Source organism: Streptomyces sp. NPDC090045, assembly GCF_044747975.1.
Classification (GTDB): domain Bacteria; phylum Actinomycetota; class Actinomycetes; order Streptomycetales; family Streptomycetaceae; genus Streptomyces.
Genome location: NZ_JBIVFA010000002.1, coordinates 187,543 through 207,361, shown reverse-complemented (window position 1 = coordinate 207,361; position 19,819 = coordinate 187,543). Strand labels below are relative to the sequence as shown.

16 protein-coding genes are annotated in these 19,819 nt (G+C 70.7%); 3 read left to right on the top strand and 13 right to left on the bottom strand.

What is annotated here, in order from left to right:
- The first annotated feature begins 9 nt into the window (after positions 1–9).
- From ACIPYQ_RS05885 to ACIPYQ_RS05875, 3 genes are all read left to right on the top strand, one after another.
- The gene (locus ACIPYQ_RS05885; RefSeq protein ID WP_401246583.1) at positions 10–2,742 is read left to right on the top strand and encodes a fumarate reductase/succinate dehydrogenase flavoprotein subunit; all 2,733 of its coding nucleotides are present in this window, start codon (positions 10–12) and stop codon (positions 2,740–2,742) included.
- Between the two features lie 122 nt (positions 2,743–2,864).
- Positions 2,865–3,473, top strand: coding sequence for a hypothetical protein (locus ACIPYQ_RS05880; RefSeq protein WP_401246580.1), 609 nt, complete (start codon positions 2,865–2,867; stop codon positions 3,471–3,473).
- 122 nt (positions 3,474–3,595) lie between these two features.
- Positions 3,596–4,216 carry a Uma2 family endonuclease gene (locus ACIPYQ_RS05875; protein ID WP_401246577.1) on the top strand — a complete coding sequence of 207 codons (621 nt, stop codon included), beginning with the start codon at positions 3,596–3,598 and terminating at the stop codon, positions 4,214–4,216.
- A 68-nt stretch (positions 4,217–4,284) separates the two neighbouring features.
- On the opposite strand, the gene nuoN is transcribed toward ACIPYQ_RS05875, so the two are convergent.
- Genes nuoN through ACIPYQ_RS05810 form a run of 13 tightly spaced genes read right to left on the bottom strand, consistent with a single transcriptional unit; the run spans position 4,285 to position 19,816 of the window.
- Positions 4,285–5,931: an NADH-quinone oxidoreductase subunit NuoN gene (nuoN, locus tag ACIPYQ_RS05870; RefSeq protein ID WP_401247666.1), complete on the bottom strand. Its 1,647-nt coding sequence runs from the start codon at positions 5,929–5,931 to the stop codon at positions 4,285–4,287.
- Positions 5,932–5,936: 5 nt separating this feature from the next.
- Positions 5,937–7,529, bottom strand: a complete 1,593-nt coding sequence (locus ACIPYQ_RS05865) for an NADH-quinone oxidoreductase subunit M (RefSeq protein ID WP_361753714.1) — start codon at positions 7,527–7,529, stop codon at positions 5,937–5,939.
- A gap of 1 nt (position 7,530) precedes the next feature.
- The gene (gene nuoL, locus ACIPYQ_RS05860; protein ID WP_401246574.1) at positions 7,531–9,426 is read right to left on the bottom strand and encodes an NADH-quinone oxidoreductase subunit L; all 1,896 of its coding nucleotides are present in this window, start codon (positions 9,424–9,426) and stop codon (positions 7,531–7,533) included.
- Positions 9,427–9,435: 9 nt separating this feature from the next.
- A complete protein-coding gene (gene nuoK, locus ACIPYQ_RS05855; RefSeq protein ID WP_030653455.1) occupies positions 9,436–9,735 on the bottom strand; it encodes an NADH-quinone oxidoreductase subunit NuoK in 300 nt (99 codons plus the stop codon).
- The gene (locus ACIPYQ_RS05850; RefSeq protein WP_401246570.1) at positions 9,732–10,538 is read right to left on the bottom strand and encodes an NADH-quinone oxidoreductase subunit J; all 807 of its coding nucleotides are present in this window, start codon (positions 10,536–10,538) and stop codon (positions 9,732–9,734) included. Before ACIPYQ_RS05850 ends, nuoK begins: the two co-directional genes overlap by 4 nt.
- Positions 10,535–11,146, bottom strand: a complete 612-nt coding sequence (gene nuoI, locus ACIPYQ_RS05845; RefSeq protein WP_361753720.1) for an NADH-quinone oxidoreductase subunit NuoI — start codon at positions 11,144–11,146, stop codon at positions 10,535–10,537. Before nuoI ends, ACIPYQ_RS05850 begins: the two co-directional genes overlap by 4 nt.
- Before the next feature lie 3 nt (positions 11,147–11,149).
- Positions 11,150–12,517: an NADH-quinone oxidoreductase subunit NuoH gene (gene nuoH / locus ACIPYQ_RS05840; protein ID WP_361753722.1), complete on the bottom strand. Its 1,368-nt coding sequence runs from the start codon at positions 12,515–12,517 to the stop codon at positions 11,150–11,152.
- Positions 12,514–15,018, bottom strand: coding sequence for an NADH-quinone oxidoreductase subunit G (locus tag ACIPYQ_RS05835; RefSeq protein ID WP_401246566.1), 2,505 nt, complete (start codon positions 15,016–15,018; stop codon positions 12,514–12,516). Before ACIPYQ_RS05835 ends, nuoH begins: the two co-directional genes overlap by 4 nt.
- The gene (gene nuoF, locus ACIPYQ_RS05830) at positions 15,015–16,412 is read right to left on the bottom strand and encodes an NADH-quinone oxidoreductase subunit NuoF (RefSeq protein WP_361753726.1); all 1,398 of its coding nucleotides are present in this window, start codon (positions 16,410–16,412) and stop codon (positions 15,015–15,017) included. The genes ACIPYQ_RS05835 and nuoF overlap by 4 nt, the downstream gene beginning before the upstream one ends.
- Positions 16,409–17,191, bottom strand: coding sequence for an NADH-quinone oxidoreductase subunit NuoE (gene nuoE, locus ACIPYQ_RS05825; RefSeq protein WP_361753728.1), 783 nt, complete (start codon positions 17,189–17,191; stop codon positions 16,409–16,411). Before nuoE ends, nuoF begins: the two co-directional genes overlap by 4 nt.
- Positions 17,188–18,528, bottom strand: coding sequence for an NADH-quinone oxidoreductase subunit D (locus ACIPYQ_RS05820; protein WP_401246562.1), 1,341 nt, complete (start codon positions 18,526–18,528; stop codon positions 17,188–17,190). Before ACIPYQ_RS05820 ends, nuoE begins: the two co-directional genes overlap by 4 nt.
- Entirely contained in the window at positions 18,528–19,265 is a 738-nt protein-coding gene (locus tag ACIPYQ_RS05815) for an NADH-quinone oxidoreductase subunit C (RefSeq protein ID WP_401246559.1), read from the bottom strand. Before ACIPYQ_RS05815 ends, ACIPYQ_RS05820 begins: the two co-directional genes overlap by 1 nt.
- Complete coding sequence (locus tag ACIPYQ_RS05810) at positions 19,262–19,816, bottom strand: NADH-quinone oxidoreductase subunit B family protein (protein WP_361753734.1); 555 nt, start codon at positions 19,814–19,816, stop codon at positions 19,262–19,264. Before ACIPYQ_RS05810 ends, ACIPYQ_RS05815 begins: the two co-directional genes overlap by 4 nt.
- Between the last annotated feature and the right edge of the window lie 3 nt (positions 19,817–19,819).

Here is a 19,819-nt window from a genome sequence, read left to right as displayed (position 1 = left end):
GGCAGCACCGTGGACATCCCCGCGATCGGCGACGCCGAGGAACTCTCCTGCGACGTCCTCGTCATCGGCGGCGGCACCGCCGGCACGATGGCGGCGCTGACCGCCGCCGAGCACGGGGCCCGCGTCCTGCTGCTGGAGAAGGCCCACGTGCGCCACTCCGGCGCCCTCGCCATGGGCATGGACGGGGTCAACAACGCCGTCGTCCCAGGCCGCGCCGAGCCCGACGACTACGTCGCCGAGATCACCCGCGCCAACGACGGCATCGTCGACCAGTCCACGGTCCGCCAGACCGCCACCCGCGGGTTCGCGATGGTGCAGCGCCTGGAGTCGTACGGGGTGAAGTTCGAGAAGGACGAGCACGGCGAGTACGCGGTGCGCCAGGTCCACCGCTCGGGCTCGTACGTGCTGCCCATGCCGGAGGGCAAGGACGTCAAGAAGGTCCTCTACCGGCAGCTGCGGCGCCGCGAGATGCGGGAGCGGATCCGGATCGAGAACCGGGTGATGCCGGTGCGGGTCCTCACCTCGCCCGAGGACGGCCGGGCGATCGGCGCGGCCGCCTTCAACACCCGCACCGGCGCCTTCGTGACCGTGCGTGCCGGGGCGGTGATCCTGGCGACCGGCCCGTGCGGGCGCCTCGGCCTGCCGGCCTCCGGATACCTCTACGGCACCTACGAGAACCCGACCAACGCGGGCGACGGCTACGCCATGGCCTACCACGCGGGCGCCGCGCTGACGGGGATCGAGTGCTTCCAGATCAACCCGCTGATCAAGGACTACAACGGCCCGGCGTGCGCGTACGTCGCGAACCCCTTCGGCGGCTACCAGGTCAACCGGCACGGCGAACGGTTCGTGGACTCCGACTACTGGTCGGGCCAGATGATGGCGGAGTTCGCCGCCGAACTCGCCTCGGACCGCGGCCCGGTGTACCTGAAGCTGAGCCACCTCCCGGAGGAGTCGGTGGCCTCGCTGGAATCGATCCTGCACACCACCGAGCGGCCGACGCGCGGCACCTTCCACGCGGGCCGCGGCCACGACTACCGCACGCACGACATCGAGATGCACATCTCGGAGATCGGGCTGTGCGGGGGCCACTCGGCGTCGGGCGTCCGGGTGGACGACCACGCCCGCACCACCGTGCCGCGACTGTACGCGGCCGGGGACCTGGCCTCCGTACCGCACAACTACATGATCGGCGCGTTCGTCTTCGGTGACCTGGCGGGCGCGGACGCGGCCGGGTACACGGCGTACGAGGGCGAGTTGCCGGCCGGCCAGGTGGCGGCGGCCCACGAGCTGATCTACCGGCCGCTGCGCAACCCGGAGGGCCCGCCGCAGCCCCAGGTGGAGTACAAGCTGCGGCGGTTCGTGAACGACTACGTGGCCCCGCCGAAGACGGGCGCGAAGCTCTCGCTCGCCGTGGCCGCCTTCGACCGGATGACCGGCGAGATCGCGGAGATGGGCGCGACCACCGCGCACGAGCTGATGCGGTGCGCGGAGGTGTCCTTCATCCGCGACTGCGCGGAGATGGCGGCCCGTTCCTCGCTGGCCCGTACGGAGTCCCGCTGGGGCCTCTACCACGAGCGGCTCGACCACCCGGAGCGCGACGACACCGGCTGGCTGCACCACCTGGACCTGCGGAAGTCGGCCTCGGGGGCGATGGAGTTCACGGCCCGGCCGGTGGAGCCGTACCTGGTGCCGGTCGACGGGTTCGCCCCGGCCGGCGGCCCCTCGCGGCACCTGGGCGAGGTCGCCCTGGTCCCGGTGGCCACGGCGGGCCCCCGGGAGGCGGCCCCGGCGGCCCGCGCCCAGGCCTCCCCGGTCCCGGACGGCCCGGACGGCCCGGACGCCGTACCCGCGCCCTCGCACGGCTCCGCCTCTTCCCCCCGGATCCTCGAACTGCTCGCCCTGGCCGAGGAGTCCCCCGACCTGGCCGCGCTCACGCCCTACCTGGCCGACCCCGATCCGGCGGTACGGGCCGCCGCCGTGGCCGCGCTCGGCGAGACCGTTCCCGCGGGGGCCGGGCCGGCGCTGGCCGCACGGCTCGGGGACGCGGCCCCCCTCGTACGGGCGGCCGCCGCGGCCGCGCTGCGCGAGCTGGTGGAGGTGCTGCCGGGCGGGCCGGAGCTGGCGGCCGGGCTGCGCGCCGCGCTGGGCGTGCCCGACGAGGTGGTGCGCTCGGCCGCGCTCGAAGCGCTGCGGGCGCTGCGGCTGGGCGACGCGGAGCTGTACGCCGCCTCGCTGGCCGATGCCGACCCGGAGGTCCGCATCCACGCGGTGCGGGCCCTGGTCTCGGTGGACGCGGTTACGGCGCTGGCCACGGCCGCGGCGGATCCGGCCCGCGAGGTCCGGGTGGCGGTGGCCAAGGGGCTGGCGGCGGTGCACGCCCCGGCCCCGGGCCCGCTGGACCCGCTGCTGGCCGACCCGGACCCGCTGGTGCGGGGCGCCGCGCTGGGCGCGCTGGCCCGGGCCGGCTGCCCGGCACCGTACGCCCGTACCGCGGTGGCGGCCCTGGCCGACGCGGCCTGGCAGGTCCGGGCGGGGGCGGCGGCCGGGCTGTCGGCGGCCGCCCCGGAAACGGCGGTACCGGCTCTGGCCGAGGCGCTGGCCGACGCCAACGCGGACGTCCGCAAGGCGGCGGTGCTGTCCCTGCTGGCCCACCGGGACACCGCGGAGGCCCGGACCGCGCTCGCCTCGGCGGTCGCGGACCCGGACGCGGACGTCCGCGCGTACGCGGCCCGCGCCTGAGGGGTGCGGGAGCCCCGTTCGGAGGCGCGCCGCGTGCGGCGGGAGGGAGGGGCCTGGATGGTGGACGGACGAATGGAAGCGGGAACCCGTACCCCGTACCCCCACCGCGAGGAGCCCCCGCCATGTACGTACGCAGTCTGAAGACCGTCCTCGCCTGTGCGGCCGCCGTGTCGCTCGGCCTGGCCGCAGTGGCTCCGGCCCAGGCGGTCGAGGGGCCCGCGCCGGACCCGCGCGACGCGAAGGCCATGCGGGACATGGCGACGGCGATCGCGGCGACGGCCAAGTACGCGGACGAGCGGGAGGCCATCAAGGACGGGTACGTCCCCCACGGCGAGGAGTGCATGACCAACCCGTTCGGGGTGGGCGCCATGAACTACCACTACGTCAAGCAGGCCAACTGGGGTTCGAAGGACCCCGCCAGGCCGACCGCGCTCCTCTACAGCCGGGAGAAGGACCGCAATGGCCGCCGCCGGCTGGAGACCGTGGAGTGGATGTCCACCGACCGGGACCAGGACCTGAAGACCGCCGACGACCGGCCGAGCATGTTCGGGCTGCCCTTCGACGGGCCGATGCCGGGCCACTGGGCGGGCATGCCCAAGCACTACGACCTGCACATGTGGGCGTACAAGAAGAACCCGGCCGGCCGCTTCCACAACTGGAACCCGGCCCTGACCTGCCCGAAGAAGGCCCCCACCCCGGGCAAGCCCGCCGCCCACGCGCACGGCCACTAGTCCGCACCTGCCTGCAGAGTCAAGTGCCATGCGCATATGACTCACCCATAGGGACGGCGTTTCGCGAGAACTCCGGCGATACGCTGAACGCACTCGCGAGACTCTGCCCCATGGGAGCACTGATGAGCGTCGAACCCGCAGCGCCGCCGCCTGAGCCGGAGCCGGGACCCCGCTGGCCCATCCCACCTGCGGGCGGCTGGACAGCGGACGACCTGGACACGCTTCCGAATCTGCCTCCGCACACGGAGCTGATCGACGGGAGCCTGATCTTCGTGAGTCCGCAGAGCATCTTCCACGAGCGAGCGATCGACTTGTTCAAGTGGCAGTTGCGGTCGGCGGCCCCCGCCGACTTCGAGATCTTTCGCGAGTTCACGATCGACATCGACAAACGGAATCGGCCCGAGCCGGACGTGGTGGTCGTACGCACCGACGTCGTAGACGATCTGGAACAGACCCGGTTCCCTGCCGAGGCAGTGGTGCTGGCCATCGAGGTGGTCTCCCCCGACTCTGTCGGACGTGACCGCGAAACCAAGCCGTTGAAGTACGCCAGGGCCGGGATCGTCCACTTCTGGCGGGTCGAGAACAAGGACGGACGTGCTGTGGTCTACGTCTACGAGTTGGATCCCGCCACGGGAGCCTACGTCGCGACGGGGATCTTCCACGACCGCCTGAAGGTCTCCGTACCGTTCACCATCGATGTCGACCTCACGTCGATCACACCCCGGCACCGTCCGAAGAAGTAGCCCCGTGCAACGGCGAAGGGCCCGGCTCCCCCGAAGGGGGCCGGGCCCTGTGCCGTGCGGTGAACCGGTCAGCGGACGAAGGTGCTCGCCTGACCCGCCAGGTCCAGGAAGTACTGCGGGGCCACGCCCAGGACCACGGTGACCGCGACGCCCACCGCGATGGTGGTCATCGTCAGCGGCGAGGGGACCGCCACCGTCGGGCCGTCGGCCTTCGGCTCGCTGAAGAACATCAGGACGATCACCCGGATGTAGAAGAACGCGGCGATCGCGGACGAGATGACACCGACCACGACCAGCGCTCCCGCGCCGCCCTCGGCCGCCGCCGTGAACACGGCGAACTTGCCGGTGAAGCCCGACGTCAGCGGAATGCCGGCGAAGGCCAGCAGGAACACCGCGAAGACGGCCGCCGTCAGCGGCGAACGCCGTCCCAGCCCCGCCCACTTGGACAGGTGCGTCGCCTCGCCGCCCGCGTCGCGCACCAGCGTGACCACGGCGAAGGCGCCGATCGTCACGAAGGAGTACGCCCCCAGGTAGAAGAGGACCGCCTGGACGCCCTCCGCCGAGGTCGCGATCACACCGGCCAGGATGAAGCCCGCGTGCGCGATCGAGGAGTACGCCAGCAGCCGCTTGACGTCCGTCTGGGTCACCGCGACCACCGCGCCGGCCAGCATCGTGACGATGGCCACCCCCCACATCACCGGCCGCCAGTCCCACCGCAGGCCCGGAAGGACCACGTAGAGCAGCCGCAGCAGCGCGCCGAAGGCGGCCACCTTCGTCGCCGCCGCCATGAAGCCGGTGACCGGCGTCGGGGCGCCCTGGTAGACGTCCGGGGTCCACATGTGGAAGGGGACCGCGCCGACCTTGAAGAGCAGGCCCATCAGGATCAGCGCACCGCCGATCAGCAGCAGCGCGTCGTTGCCCATGGTGGAGGCCAGCGCCGGGTCGATCTTCGTGACCGTGCCGTCGACCACGTCGGCGATCACCGCGTACGAGACCGAGCCCGCGTAGCCGTAGAGCAGCGCGATGCCGAAGAGGAGGAAGGCGGAGGAGAAGGCGCCCAGCAGGAAGTACTTCACCGCGGCCTCCTGCGACATCAGCCGCTGGCGGCGGGCGACGGCGCAGAGCAGGTACAGCGGGAGGGAGAAGACCTCCAGCGCGATGAACAGCGTCAGCAGGTCGTTGGCCGCCGGGAAGATCAGCATGCCGGCGATCGCGAACAGGGCCAGCGGGAAGACCTCGGTGGTGGTGAAGCCCGCCTTGACGGCGGCCTTCTCGCTCTCGCTGCCCGGTACGGACGCCGCCTGGGCGGCGAAGGAGTCCACCCGGTTGCCGTGCGCGGCCGGGTCGAGGCGCCGCTCGGCGAAGGTGAAGACGGCGACGATCGAGGCCAGCAGAATGGTGCCCTGCAGGAACAGTGCCGGGCCGTCCACCGCGATGGCGCCCATCGCGGCGATGTGCGCCTTGGTCGAGCCGTACCCGCCGGCCGCGAGGCCGACGACCGCCGCGAAGGCCGAGGCCAGCGCCGCCACGGCGAGGAACACCTGTACGTAGTAGCGGGACTTGCGGGGCACGAAGGCCTCCACGAGGATCCCGAGGACCGCCGCACCCACCACGATCAGCGTGGGCGCGAGCTGCGCGTACTCGATGGTCGGTGCCGGGATCCGGTCGACCGGCGCCTCGGCCGCCACTGTCCACAGGCTGTGGGCGGAAGTCACTGTGCTCACTTCGCCGCCTCCCCGTTCTTCGCTTCGACGTCGACCTCGGGCTGCGGGTCCGTCTGCTTCACGTCCGACATGGTGTGCTCCACCGCCGGGTTGACGATGTCGGTGAGCACCTTCGGGTAGACGCCCAGCCCGATCAGCAGCGCGATCAGGGGGGCGACCACCAGCAGCTCCCGCAGGCGCAGGTCCGGCATCGTGCGGACCTCCTCCTTCACGGGGCCGGTCATCGTGCGCTGGTAGAGCACCAGCGTGTACAGCGCGGCGAGCACGATGCCGATGGTGGCGATGATGCCGACGACCGGGTACCGGGCGAACGTGCCGACCAGGACCAGGAATTCACTGACGAAGGGCGCGAGGCCCGGCAGCGAGAGGGTGGCCAGGCCGCCGATCAGGAAGGTCCCGGCGAGGACCGGGGCCACCTTCTGGACGCCGCCGTAGTCGGCGATGAGCCGCGAGCCGCGCCGCGAGATCAGGAAGCCGGCCACCAGCATCAGCGCCGCCGTCGACAGGCCGTGGTTGACCATGTAGAGGGTGGCGCCGGACTGGCCCTGGGAGGTCATCGCGAAGATGCCCAGGATGATGAAGCCGAAGTGCGAGATCGAGGCGTAGGCGACCAGCCGCTTGATGTCCCGCTGGCCGACCGCGACCAGCGCGCCGTAGACGATGCTGATCAGGGCCAGGACCAGGATCACCGGCGTGGCCCACTTGCTGGCGTCCGGGAAGAGCCCGAGGCAGAAGCGGAGCATCGCGAAGGTGCCGACCTTGTCGACGACCGCGGTGATCAGGACGGCCACCGGGGCGGTGGACTCGCCCATCGCGTTCGGCAGCCAGGTGTGCAGCGGCCACAGCGGGGCCTTGATCGCGAAGGCGAAGAAGAAGCCGAGGAAGAGGAGCCGCTCGGTGTTGGTCGCCATGTCGAGCGTGCCCGCGGCGCGGGCGGCGGTGATCTCCTGGAGCGAGAAGTTCCCGGCGACCACGTACAGCCCGATGACGGCGGCCAGCATGATCAGGCCGCCGACCAGGTTGTAGAGGAGGAACTTGACCGCCGCGTACGAGCGCTGCGCGGCCGCGTTCTCGTCGGAACCGGAGTGCGCCCGGTCCCCGAAGCCGCCGATGAGGAAGTACATCGGGATGAGCATGGCTTCGAAGAAGATGTAGAAGAGGAAGACGTCGGTGGCCTCGAAGGAGATGATCACCATCGCCTCGACCATCAGGATCAGGGCGAAGAAGCCCTGGGTCGGCCGCCACCGGGAGCTCTTGGTCTCCAGGGGGTCGGCGTCGTGCCAGCCGGCCGCGATCACGAAGGGGATCAGGAGCGCGGTGAGCCCGATGAGCACCACCCCGATCCCGTCCACGCCCAGCTCGTAGCGGACGCCGAAGTCGGCGATCCACGGCCGGGATTCGGTGAGCTGGTAGCGGTCACCGTTCGGGTCGAAGCGGACCGCGACGAGCACGGCCAGCGCCAGGGTCGCCAGCGAGAAGAGCAGCGCGAGCCACTTGGCGGCGGTCCTGCGGGCGGCCGGGACGGCCGCCGTCAGGATCGCGCCGACCGCGGGCACCGCGGCCGTCACCGTCAGAAGCGGGAAACTCATTTCACACCGCCCTCATCAGCAGGGTCGCGGCGATCAGGACCACCGTTCCCCCGAACATCGAGACCGCGTAGCTGCGGGCGTAGCCGTTCTGCAGCTTGCGCAGGCGGCCCGAGAGCCCGCCGACCGAGGCGGCCGTCCCGTTGACCACCCCGTCGACGAGGCTGTGGTCGACGTACACGAGCGAGCGGGTCAGGTGCTCCCCGCCGCGCACGAGCACGACGTGGTTGAAGTCGTCCTGGTAGAGGTCCCGCCGGGCCGCCCGGGTGAGGAACGAGCCGCGCGGGGCGACGACGGGGACGGGCCGCTTGCCGTACATCGCCCAGGCGATGCCGACGCCGACGAGGAGCATCACCATGGTGGCCGCGGTGATGGTCATGGCGCTGACCGGCGGATTGCCGTGCGAGTAGCCCGTGACGGGCTCCAGCCACTTCAGGAAGCGCTCGCCGATCTCGAAGAAGGCACCGGCGAAGACCGAACCGAAGGCCAGGATGACCATCGGGATGGTCATGGACTTCGGGGACTCGTGCGGGTGCGGCGGGTTGCCGTCCGCGTCGGTCTGCCAGCGCTTCTCGCCGAAGAAGGTGAGGAGCATGACCCGGGTCATGTAGAAGGCGGTGATGCCGGCGCCCAGCAGGGTCACGCCGCCGAGGATCCAGCCCTCGGTGCCGCCCTTCGCGAAGGCCGCCTCGATGATCATGTCCTTGGAGAAGAAGCCCGACAGGCCCGGGAAGCCGATGATGGCCAGGTACCCGAGTCCGAAGGTCACGAAGGTGACCGGCATGTACTTCCGCAGGGCCCCGTACTTGCGCATGTCCACCTCGTCGTTCATCCCGTGCATCACGGAACCCGCGCCGAGGAAGAGGCCTGCCTTGAAGAAGCCGTGCGTCACGAGGTGCATGATCGCGAAGACGTAGCCGATCGGGCCGAGGCCCGCGGCGAGGATCATGTAGCCGATCTGCGACATCGTCGAGCCCGCCAGGGCCTTCTTGATGTCGTCCTTCGCACAACCGACGATCGCACCGAAGAGCAGCGTGACCGCGCCCACGACGGTGACCACCAGCTGGGCGTCCGGCGCCCCGTTGAAGACGGCGGCCGAGCGGACGATCAGGTACACGCCCGCGGTCACCATGGTGGCGGCGTGGATCAGGGCCGAGACCGGGGTCGGGCCCTCCATCGCGTCCCCGAGCCAGGACTGCAGCGGGACCTGGGCCGACTTGCCGCAGGCGGCCAGCAGGAGCATCAGGCCGATGGCCGTGAGCGTGCCCTCGGAGGTCTCGCCCACGGAGGCGAACACCGGCTCGAAGGCGAAGGTGCCGAAGGTGGTGAACATCAGCATGATCGCGATCGACAGGCCCATGTCGCCGACGCGGTTGACCAGGAAGGCCTTCTTCGCGGCGGTGGCCGCGCTGGGCTTGTGCTGCCAGAAGCCGATCAGGAGGTACGAGGCGAGGCCCACGCCCTCCCAGCCGAAGTACAGCAGCAGGTAGTTGTCGGCGAGGACCAGCAGCAGCATGGCCGCGACGAACAGGTTGAGGTAGCCGAAGAAGCGGCGCCGGCGCTCGTCGTGCTCCATGTACCCGATCGAGTACACGTGGATGAGCGTGCCCACCCCGGAGATCAGCAGGACGAAGGTCATCGACAGCTGGTCCAGCTGGAACGCCATGTCCGCCTGGAAGCCCTCGACGGGGATCCAGGTGTACAGGTTCTGGTTCAGGGTCCGGTCATCGGCGCTGCGCGACAGCATGTCGACGAACAGCACGGCGCCGATCCCGAAGGAGGCGGCCGCGAGCAGGGTGCCGATCCAGTGACCGATCTTGTCGAGGCGCCGGCCGCCGCACAGCAGCACCACCGCTCCGAGCAGGGGCGCCGCGATCAGCAGCGCAATCAGGTTCTCCACAGCGACCCCTTACAGCTTCATCAGGCTGGCGTCGTCGACCGAGGCCGAGTGGCGGGTACGGAACAGCGACACGATGATCGCCAGGCCGACCACGACCTCCGCGGCGGCGACGACCATCGTGAAGAACGCGATGATCTGGCCGTCGAGGTTGCCGTGCATCCGGGAGAAGGCGACGAAGGCGAGGTTGCAGGCGTTGAGCATCAGCTCGACGCACATGAACAGCACGATCGCGTTCTTGCGGATCAGCACGCCGGTCGCGCCGATGGTGAACAGCAGGGCCGCCAGGTACAGGTAGTTGACCGGATTCACTTGGACGCCTCCTCGCGGCCGAGGCGCTCCGCCGACGCCTGCTCCAGTGCCTTCAGGTCGTTCAGCGCCTCGCTCGACACGTCGCGGATCTGGCCGCGGCCGCGCAGCGTCTTGTTGACCGTCAGCTCGGACGGGGTGCCGTCCGGCAGGAGGCCGGCGACGTCCACCGCGTTGTGCCGGGCGTAGACGCCGGGCGCGGGGAGCGGCGGGAGCTGTACGCCCTCCCGGACGCGCTTCTCGGCGAGCTCGCGCTGGGTGGCGGCCCGTTCGGTGCGCTCGCGGTGGGTGAGCACCATCGCGCCGACGGCCGCGGTGATCAGCAGCGCGCCGGTGATCTCGAAGGCGAAGACGTACTTGGTGAAGATCAGCTGCGCCAGGCCCTCGACGTGTCCGGCGGAGTTGATCCGGCCGAGCCCGTTGAAGTGGCTGAGCCCGGCGTTGGCGATGCCGGCGATCAGCAGGATGCCGAAGCCGAGCCCGCACAGGGCGGCCATCCAGCGCTGCCCCTTGATGGTCTCCTTCAGGGAGTCGGCGGCGGTGACGCCGACGAGCATGACCACGAAGAGGAAGAGCATCATGATCGCGCCGGTGTAGACGATGACCTGGACGACGCCCAGGAAGTACGCCCCGTTGGCGAGGTAGAAGACCGCCAGGATGATCATCGTCCCGGCCAGGCTGAGGGCGCTGTGCACGGCCTTCTTCATCAGGATCGTGGCCAGGGCGCCGATGACGGCGACCGTGCCGAGGATCCAGAACTGCACGGCCTCGCCGGTGGAGGTGAGGCTCGCCGCGGTGGTGCTCACGCCTGCACCTCCTCGTCCTGCGGGGCGTCCACCGGCTCGTCCTCGGGCTTCTCGCCCTTGGTGACCGCGACCTGCCGCACCGTGCCCGGGGCGGCCCCCGTCACCTGCCCGCGGTAGTAGTCGGTGTCCTCCGTGCCGGGGTACATCGCGTGCGGAGCCTCGACCATGCCCTCGGTGAGGCCGGCGAGCAGCTGCTCCTTGGTGTAGATGAGCGACTCACGGCTGGCGTCGGCCAGTTCGAACTCGTTCGTCATGGTGAGCGCCCTCGTCGGGCACGCCTCGACGCACAGCCCGCACAGGATGCAGCGGGCGTAGTTGATCTGGTAGACGGCGCCGTACCGCTCGCCCGGGGAGTAGCGCTCCTCCTCGGTGTTGTCCGCGCCCTCCACGTAGATGGCGTCGGCGGGACAGGCCCAGGCGCACAGCTCGCACCCGATGCACTTCTCCAGACCGTCGGGGTGCCGGTTGAGCTGATGCCGTCCGTGGAAGCGCGGGGCGGTCGTCTTCTGCTGCTCCGGGTACTGCTCGGTGAGGCGCTTCTTGAACATGGCCTTGAAGGTCACGCCGAAGCCCGCCACCGGGTTCTGCCACTTGTCGTCGTCGGACATCTCTCAAGCCTCCTCTCGGTCACTGTCGGTATTCGTCCCGCCACTGACAATCAGCTCCCGCTCGCTGCGGGGCCGCCTGCGCGGTACGGGTGCCAGGTGCTGGCCGGGCTTGGGCGGTACGGGGAATCCGCCCGCCAGCGGGTCGAAGGGCACGGCGTCGTCGACGGCCCCGGCCGCCTGCGCCTTCTCGCGCTTGTCGCGGAAGATGTCCGCGACGAAGGAGAGCAGCAGGATCGCCACGACTCCGCCGCCGACGTAGAGGACGATCTCGCTGAAGTCGTACGCCTCGTTGCGCAGCGCCCGGACGGTCGCGACCAGCATCAGCCAGACCACGGAGACCGGGATGAGCACCTTCCAGCCGAGCTTCATCAGCTGGTCGTAGCGCACGCGCGGCAGCGTGCCGCGCAGCCAGATGAAGAAGAACAGCAGCAGCTGCACCTTGAGGACGAACCAGAGCATCGGCCACCAGCCGTGGTTCGCACCCTCCCAGAAGGCGCTGATCGGGTACGGGGCCCGCCAGCCGCCCAGGAAGAGGGTGACCGAGACCGCCGAGACGGTGACCATGTTGACGTACTCGGCCAGCATGAACAGCGCGAACTTGATGGACGAGTACTCGGTGTTGAAGCCGCCGACCAGGTCGCCCTCGGACTCCGGCATGTCGAAGGGGGCGCGGTTCGTCTCGCCGACCATCGTGATGACGTAGATGATGAAGGACACCGGCAGCAGGACGATGAACCAGCGGTCCTCCTGCGCCTCGACGATCGCCGAGGTCGACATCGACCCGGAGTAGAGGAAGACCGAGGCGAAGGCCGCGCCCATCGCGATCTCGTAGGAGATCATCTGCGCGCAGGAGCGCAGTCCGCCGAGGAGCGGGTACGTGGAGCCGGAGGACCAGCCCGCCAGCACGATGCCGTAGATGCCGACCGAGGCCACCGCGAGGATGTAGAGCATCGCGATGGGCAGGTCGGTCAGCTGCATCGTGGTGCGCTGGCCGAAGATGGAGATCTGGTCGTCCGCCGGCCCGAAGGGGATCACCGCGATGGCCATGAAGGCCGGGATCGCCGCGATGATCGGGGCCAGGACGTAGACCACCTTGTCGGCGCGCTTGACGATCAGGTCTTCCTTGAGCATCAGCTTCACGCCGTCGGCGAGCGACTGGAGCATGCCCCAGGGCCCGTGCCGGTTGGGGCCGATGCGCAGCTGCATCCAGGCGACGACCTTGCGCTCCCACACGATGGAGAAGAGCACGGTCACCATCAGGAAGGCGAAGCAGAACACCGCCTTGATGACGACGAGCCACCAGACGTCGCGGCCGAACAGGGACAGGTCCTCGGCGGCCAGTTGTACGAAGTCACCGTGTACCGCGTTCACGCGTCCACCTCCGCAGTGGTGTCGCCGGTGCCGGCCGGGGTCGCCGGGCCGATGCGTACGAGGCTGCCCGGGCGGGCGCCGGCGTCGGCGAGGACGCCGGAGCCGGTGGAGTTCAGCGGGAGCCAGACCACGCGGTCGGGCATCTCGGTGATCCGGATCGGGAGTTCCACGGAGCCGGCCGGTCCGGTGACCGCGAGGACGTCGCCGTCCTTGACGCCCGTCTCGGCGGCCGTGGCGGCCGACAGCCGGGCGCTCGCCTCGTGGCGGGTGCCGGCCAGGGCCTCGTCGCCCTCCTGGAGCCGGCCCAGGTCGAGGAGGAGCCGGTGGCCCGCGAGGACCGCCTCACCGGCGCCCGGGCGGGGCAGCGCCGCGGTGTCGGCGGACTGTTCGGCGGCGCGCTCCCCGGCCCACGGACCGAGCGCGTCGAGCTCCCGGCGTACGGCGTGCACGTCGGGCAGCGCGATCGGCCGGTCGGCGGCGTCGGCCAGCATGTGGAGCACGCGGGCGTCGGCCGGGGCGAGCCGGCGGGTCATCTGGTCGGGCTTGAGCGCCGCCTCGAACGGGCGGACCCTGCCCTCCCAGTTGATGAACGCGCCCGCCTTCTCGGCCACCGCGGCGACCGGGAGGACCACGTCCGCGTGGGCGGTGACCTCGCCGGGCCGCAGTTCCAGGGAGACCACGAAGGCCTCCTGGAGGGCGATCCGCGCGCGGACCGGATCCGGCAGGTCGGTCACCTCGACGCCCGCGACCAGCAGGGCCGAGAGCTCGCGGGAGGCCGCGGCCTCGACGATCTGGCCGGTGTCGCGGCCGTAGCGGTGCGGGAGTTCGTCCAGGCCCCAGGCGGTGGCGACCTCGTCGCGGGCCCGCGGGTCGGTGGCCGGACGGCCGCCCGGCAGCAGGGACGGCAGCGCTCCCGCCTCGACGGCGGCCCGCTCTCCGGCCCGGCGCGGGATCCACACGAGCTGCGCCCCGGTCGCCGCGGCGGCCCGTACGGCGGCGGTCAGCGCGCCGGGCACCCCGGCGAGCCGCTCCCCGACCACGATGACGGCGCCGGGCTCGCGCAGCGCGTCCGCGGCGACGGCCCCGCCGGCCTCCAGGCCGGTCCGGGAGGCCAGCGCGTCCAGCCACTCGGGCTCGGTGCCGGGGGCGGCGGCCAGCAGGGTGCCGCCCGTCTTCTCCAGGCCGCGGGTGGCGAAGGGGGCGAGGGCGAAGGTCCGCTGCTTGCGCTTGCGGTGGGCCTTGCGCAGCCGCAGGAAGACGCCGGGGGCCTCCTCCTCCGCCTCGATGCCGACGAGCAGCACCGCGGGCGCCGCCTCCAGCGAGGCGTACGTGACGCCCTTCCCGTCGAGGTCCTTGCCGGTGCCGGCGACGGTGGCGGCCAGGAACTCGGCCTCCTCCGCACTGTGCACGCGGGCCCGGAAGTCGATGTCGTTGGTGTCGAGCACCACCCGGGCGAACTTGGCGTACGCGTAGGCGTCCTCGACCGTGAGCCGGCCGCCGGTGAGCACCCCGGCCCGGCCGCGCGCGGCCGCGAGCCCGTTGGCCGCGGCCTCCAGGGCCTCGGGCCAGCTCGCCGGCTCCAGCACCCCGGCGGCGCTGCGCACCAGCGGGGTGGTGAGCCGGTCCGGGCGCTGCGCGTAGCGGAACCCGAAGCGGCCCTTGTCGCAGATCCACTCCTCGTTGACCTCGGGGTCCTCCGAGGCGAGGCGGCGCAGCACCTTGCCGCGGCGGTGGTCGGTACGGGTCGCGCAGCCGCCCGCGCAGTGCTCGCACACGCTCGGGGAGGAGACGAGGTCGAACGGGCGGGAGCGGAACCGGTACGCGGCCGAGGTGAGGGCGCCGACCGGGCAGATCTGGATGGTGTTGCCGGAGAAGTACGACTCGAAGGGGTCGCCCTCGCCGGTGCCGACCTGCTGCAGCGCGCCGCGCTCCAGCAGCTCGATCATCGGGTCGCCGGCGATCTCGTTGGAGAAGCGGGTGCAGCGGGCGCACAGCACGCACCGCTCGCGGTCCAGCAGCACCTGCGTGGAGATCGGGACGGGCTTCTCGTAGGTCCGCTTCCTGCCCTCGAACCGCGATTCGGCGTTGCCGTGCGACATCGCCTGGTTCTGCAGCGGGCACTCGCCGCCCTTGTCGCAGACCGGGCAGTCCAGCGGGTGGTTGATGAGCAGCAGCTCCATCACCCCGCGCTGGGCCTTGTCGGCGACCTCGGAGGTCAGCTGGGTCTTGACGACCATGCCGTCGGTGCAGGTGATGGTGCAGGAGGCCATCGGCTTGCGCTGGCCCTCGACCTCGACGATGCACTGGCGGCAGGCGCCGGCCGGGGAGAGGAGGGGGTGGTCGCAGAACCGGGGGATCTCGATGCCGAGCTGTTCGGCGGCCCGGATGACGAGGGTGCCCTTGGGCACGGACAGTTCGGCCCCGTCGATGGTCAGCGACACCAGATCCTCGGGCGGAACGGCCGCGTCTCCTCCGGAGGCGGCCGTAGTGGTGACGGTCATGCGTTCACCTCCGTGTCGGCCCAGAGGGTCGACTTCCTGGGGTCGAAGGGGCAGCCCTTGCCCGTGATGTGCTGCTCGTACTCCTCGCGGAAGTACTTGAGCGAGGAGAAGATCGGGCTGGCCGCGCCGTCACCGAGCGCGCAGAAGGACTTGCCGTTGATGTTGTCGGCGATGTCGTTCAGCTTGTCGAGGTCGGACATGACGCCCTTGCCGGCCTCGATGTCGCGCAGCAGCTGGACCAGCCAGTACGTGCCTTCGCGGCACGGCGTGCACTTGCCGCAGGACTCGTGGGCGTAGAACTCCGTCCACCGGGTCACGGCCCGCACCACGCAGGTCGTCTCGTCGAAGCACTGGAGCGCCTTGGTGCCGAGCATCGAGCCGGCCGCGCCGACGCCCTCGTAGTCGAGCGGGACGTCGAGGTGCTCGTCGGTGAACATCGGGGTGGAGGAGCCGCCCGGGGTCCAGAACTTCAGCCGGTGCCCGGGCCGCATGCCGCCGCTCATGTCGAGCAGCTGGCGCAGGGTGATCCCGAGCGGGGCCTCGTACTGGCCGGGGCCGGCGACGTGCCCGGAGAGCGAGTACAGCGTGAAGCCGGGGGACTTCTCGGTCCCCATCGACTTGAACCAGTCCTTGCCCTTGTTCAGGATCGCGGGAACCGAGGCGATGGACTCGACGTTGTTCACGACAGTGGGGCAGGCGTAGAGCCCCTCGACGGCAGGGAAGGGGGGACGCAGCCGGGGCTGACCGCGCCGGCCTTCGAGGGAGTCGAGCAGCGCCGTCTCCTCGCCGCAGATGTACGCGCCCGCTCCCGCGTGCACCGTGATGTCGAGGTCGAGCCCGCTCCCCAGGCCGCTCTTCTCCCTATCTGCAGCCTTCCCGAGGTAACCGGCCTCGTACGCCTCGCGCACCGCCTCGTGCAGGCGCCGCAGGACCGGCACCACCTCGCCGCGCAGGTAGATGAAGGCGTGCTGCGAGCGGATCGCGTAGCACGCGATGATCATTCCCTCGATGAGGGAGTGCGGGTTGGCGAAGAGGAGGGGGATGTCCTTGCAGGTTCCCGGCTCCGACTCGTCCGCGTTCACGACGAGGTAGTGCGGCTTTCCGTCGCCCTGCGGGATGAACTGCCACTTCATTCCGGTGGGGAAGCCCGCGCCGCCACGTCCGCGCAGGCCCGAGTCCTTGACGTAGGCGATGAGGTCGTCCGGGGTCATCGCGAGGGCCTTGCGCAGGCCCTCGTAGCCCTCGTGGCGGCGGTAGGTCTCCAGCGTCCACGACTGCGGCTCGTCCCAGAAGGCCGAGAGCACGGGTGCGAGGAGCTTCTCAGGGCTCGTGCCTCCGCCGGCCTCCGGCCGGGAGGTGCTGCCCCCATTGCTCAGTTCGGAGGACACGGTCATCCCTCCCCTCCCTCGGTGGTGGTGTCGCCACGGGTCTCGCCGCGCACCTCGGTGCGCGGGTGCACGATCGAGGCGTGCGGGGACTCGCCGCGGGCGATGCGCAGCCCGATCAGGGAGGCGGGACCGGCGCCGCCGGTCGCCTCGACGGCGCCCTCTCGCTCGTCCGGGAACCCGGCCAGGATCCGGGCGGTCTCCTTGTACGTGCACAGCGGCGCGCCCCGGGTCGGCGAGACCTCGCGGCCGGCCAGCAGGTCGTCCACGAGGGCCTTGGCGGATGCGGGGGTCTGGTTGTCGAAGAACTCCCAGTTGACCATCACCACGGGGGCGAAGTCGCAGGCCGCGTTGCACTCGATGTGTTCGAGGGTGACCTTGCCGTCGGGGGTGGTCTCGTTGTTGCCGACCCCGAGGTGCTCCTTGAGTTCCTCGAAGATGGCGTCGCCGCCCATCACGGCGCACAAGGTGTTCGTGCACACGCCGACCTGGTAGTCGCCGGAGGGCTTGCGCCGGTACATCGTGTAGAAGGTCGCGACGGCCGTGACCTCGGCGGTGGTCAGGCCCAGCACCTCGGCGCAGAAGCGGACCCCGGTGCGCGAGACGTGGCCCTCCTGCGCCTGGCACAGGTGGAGCAGCGGCAGCAGCGCGGAGCGGCTGTCCGGGTAGCGGGCGATGACCTCCTTCGCGTCCGCTTCGAGGCGCTCGCGTACCTCCGCCGGAAAGTCGGGGGCGGGCAGCTGGGGCATGCCCAGCGAGACCCCTTGGTTCTGAGGACTGGCGGTCATCGGTCGACGCCTCCCATCACGGGGTCGATGGAGGCGACGGCGACGATGACGTCGGCGACCTGGCCGCCCTCGCACATCGCGGCCATGGCCTGCAGGTTGGTGAAGGACGGGTCGCGGAAGTGGACCCGGTAGGGGCGGGTGCCGCCGTCGGAGACGACGTGCACGCCGAGCTCGCCCTTGGGCGATTCGACGGCCGCGTAGGCCTGTCCGGCCGGTACCCGGAAGCCCTCGGTCACCAGCTTGAAGTGGTGGATGAGGGCCTCCATGGAGGTGCCCATGATGTTCCTGATGTGGTCGAGGGAGTTGCCGAGGCCGTCGGGGCCCATCGCCAGCTGCGCCGGCCACGCGATCTTCTTGTCGGCGACCATCACCGGGCCCGGCGCCAGGCGCTCCAGGCACTGCTCGACGATCCGCAGCGACTGGCGCATCTCCTCCAGGCGGATCAGGAACCGGCCGTAGGAGTCGCAGCTCTCGGTGGTCGGCACGTCGAACTCGTAGTTCTCGTATCCGCAGTACGGCTCGGACTTGCGCAGGTCGTGCGGCAGGCCGGCGGAGCGCAGGATCGGGCCGGTGGCGCCGAGCGCCATGCAGCCGGTGAGGTCGAGGTAGCCGACGTCCTGCATGCGGGCCTTGAAGATGGGGTTGCCGGTGGCGAGCTTGTCGTACTCCGGCAGGTTCTTCTTCATGGTCTTGACGAACTCGCGCAGCTGGTCGACGGCGCCCGGGGGCAGGTCCTGGGCGAGGCCGCCGGGGCGGACGAACGCGTGGTTCATGCGCAGGCCGGTGATCAGCTCGAAGATGTCGAGGATCAGCTCGCGGTCGCGGAAGCCGTAGATCATGATCGTGGTCGCGCCCAGCTCCATGCCGCCGGTGGCGATGCACACCAGGTGGGAGGAGAGCCGGTTGAGCTCCATCAGCAGGACGCGGATGACGGTGGCGCGGTCCGGGATCTGGTCGGTGATGCCGAGCAGCTTCTCGACGCCGAGGCAGTACGCCGTCTCGTTGAAGAACGGCGTCAGGTAGTCCATGCGCGTCACGAAGGTGGTGCCCTGCGTCCAGTTCCGGTATTCGAGGTTCTTCTCGATGCCGGTGTGCAGGTAGCCGATGCCGCAGCGGGCCTCGGTGACCGTCTCGCCGTCGATCTCCAGGATCAGGCGGAGCACCCCGTGGGTGGAGGGGTGCTGGGGGCCCATGTTGACGACGATCCGCTCGTCGTCGGCCCTGGCCGCGGACTGGACGATCTCGTCCCAGTCGCCGCCGGTGACGGTGTAGACGGTGCCTTCGGTCGTCTCGCGCGCGGATGCGTGGTCGGCGGAGGCGTGGTTTGACGTGGACATCAGCTGTACGACCTCCGCTGGTCGGGAGCCGGGATCTGGGCGCCCTTGTACTCGATGGGGATGCCGCCGAGCGGGTAGTCCTTGCGCTGCGGGAAGCCCTGCCAGTCGTCCGGCATCATGATCCGGGTGAGGGCCGGGTGCCCGTCGAAGACCAGGCCGAAGAAGTCGTACGTCTCGCGCTCGTGCCAGTCGTTGGTCGGGTAGACGGAGACGAGCGAGGGGACGTGCGGATCGCTGTCCGGGACGGACACCTCCAGCCGCACGATCCGGCCGTGGGTGAGCGAGCGCAGGTGGTAGACGGCGTGCAGCTCGCGGCCCTTGTCTTCGGGGAAGTGCACCCCGGAGACGCCGGTGCAGAGCTCGAAGCGCAGCGCGGGGTCGTCGCGCAGGGTGCGCGCGACCCGGACGAGGTGCTCGCGGGCGATGTGGAAGGTGAGCTCGCCCCGGTCGACGACCGTCTTCTCGATGGCGTTCTCGGGGACCAGGTCCTGCTCCTCCAGGGCGCCTTCGAGCTCGTCGGCCACCTCGTCGAAGTAGGAGCCGTACGGGCGGCCGGTCGCGCCGGGCAGGGCGACGGTGCGCACCAGGCCGCCGTAGCCGCTGGTGTCGCCGCCGTTCCTGGCGCCGAACATGCCCTTGCGGACACCGATGATCTCGGGGCCCTGGTCGCGCGGCGCAGGGACGTTGCTGCCGTTCTCGCCCGTGGTGCCGTTCTCCGGCTCTTGGGTCTCGCTCACCGGAGCAGCCCCTTCATCTCGATGGTGGGGAGGGCCTTGAGGGCCGCCTCCTCCGCCTCACGTGCCGCCTGCTCCCGGTTCACGCCGAGCTTTCCGCCCTGGATCTTCTGGTGGAGCTTGAGGATCGCGTCCATCAGCATCTCGGGGCGGGGCGGGCAGCCGGGCAGGTAGATGTCCACCGGGACGATGTGGTCGACGCCCTGGACGATCGCGTAGTTGTTGAACATGCCGCCCGAAGAGGCGCAGACCCCCATGGAGATCACCCACTTGGGAGCGGGCATCTGGTCGTACACCTGTCGCAGCACCGGCGCCATCTTCTGGCTGACCCGGCCGGCCACGATCATCAGGTCGGCCTGGCGCGGGGAGCCGCGGAAGACCTCCATGCCGAAGCGGGCCAGGTCGTACCGGCCCGCTCCGGTGGTCATCATCTCGATGGCGCAGCAGGCCAGGCCGAAGGTCGCCGGGAAGACGGACGACTTGCGCACCCAGCCCGCGGCCTGTTCGACGGTGGTCAGCAGGAAGCCGCTCGGCAGCTTCTCTTCCAGTCCCATGGA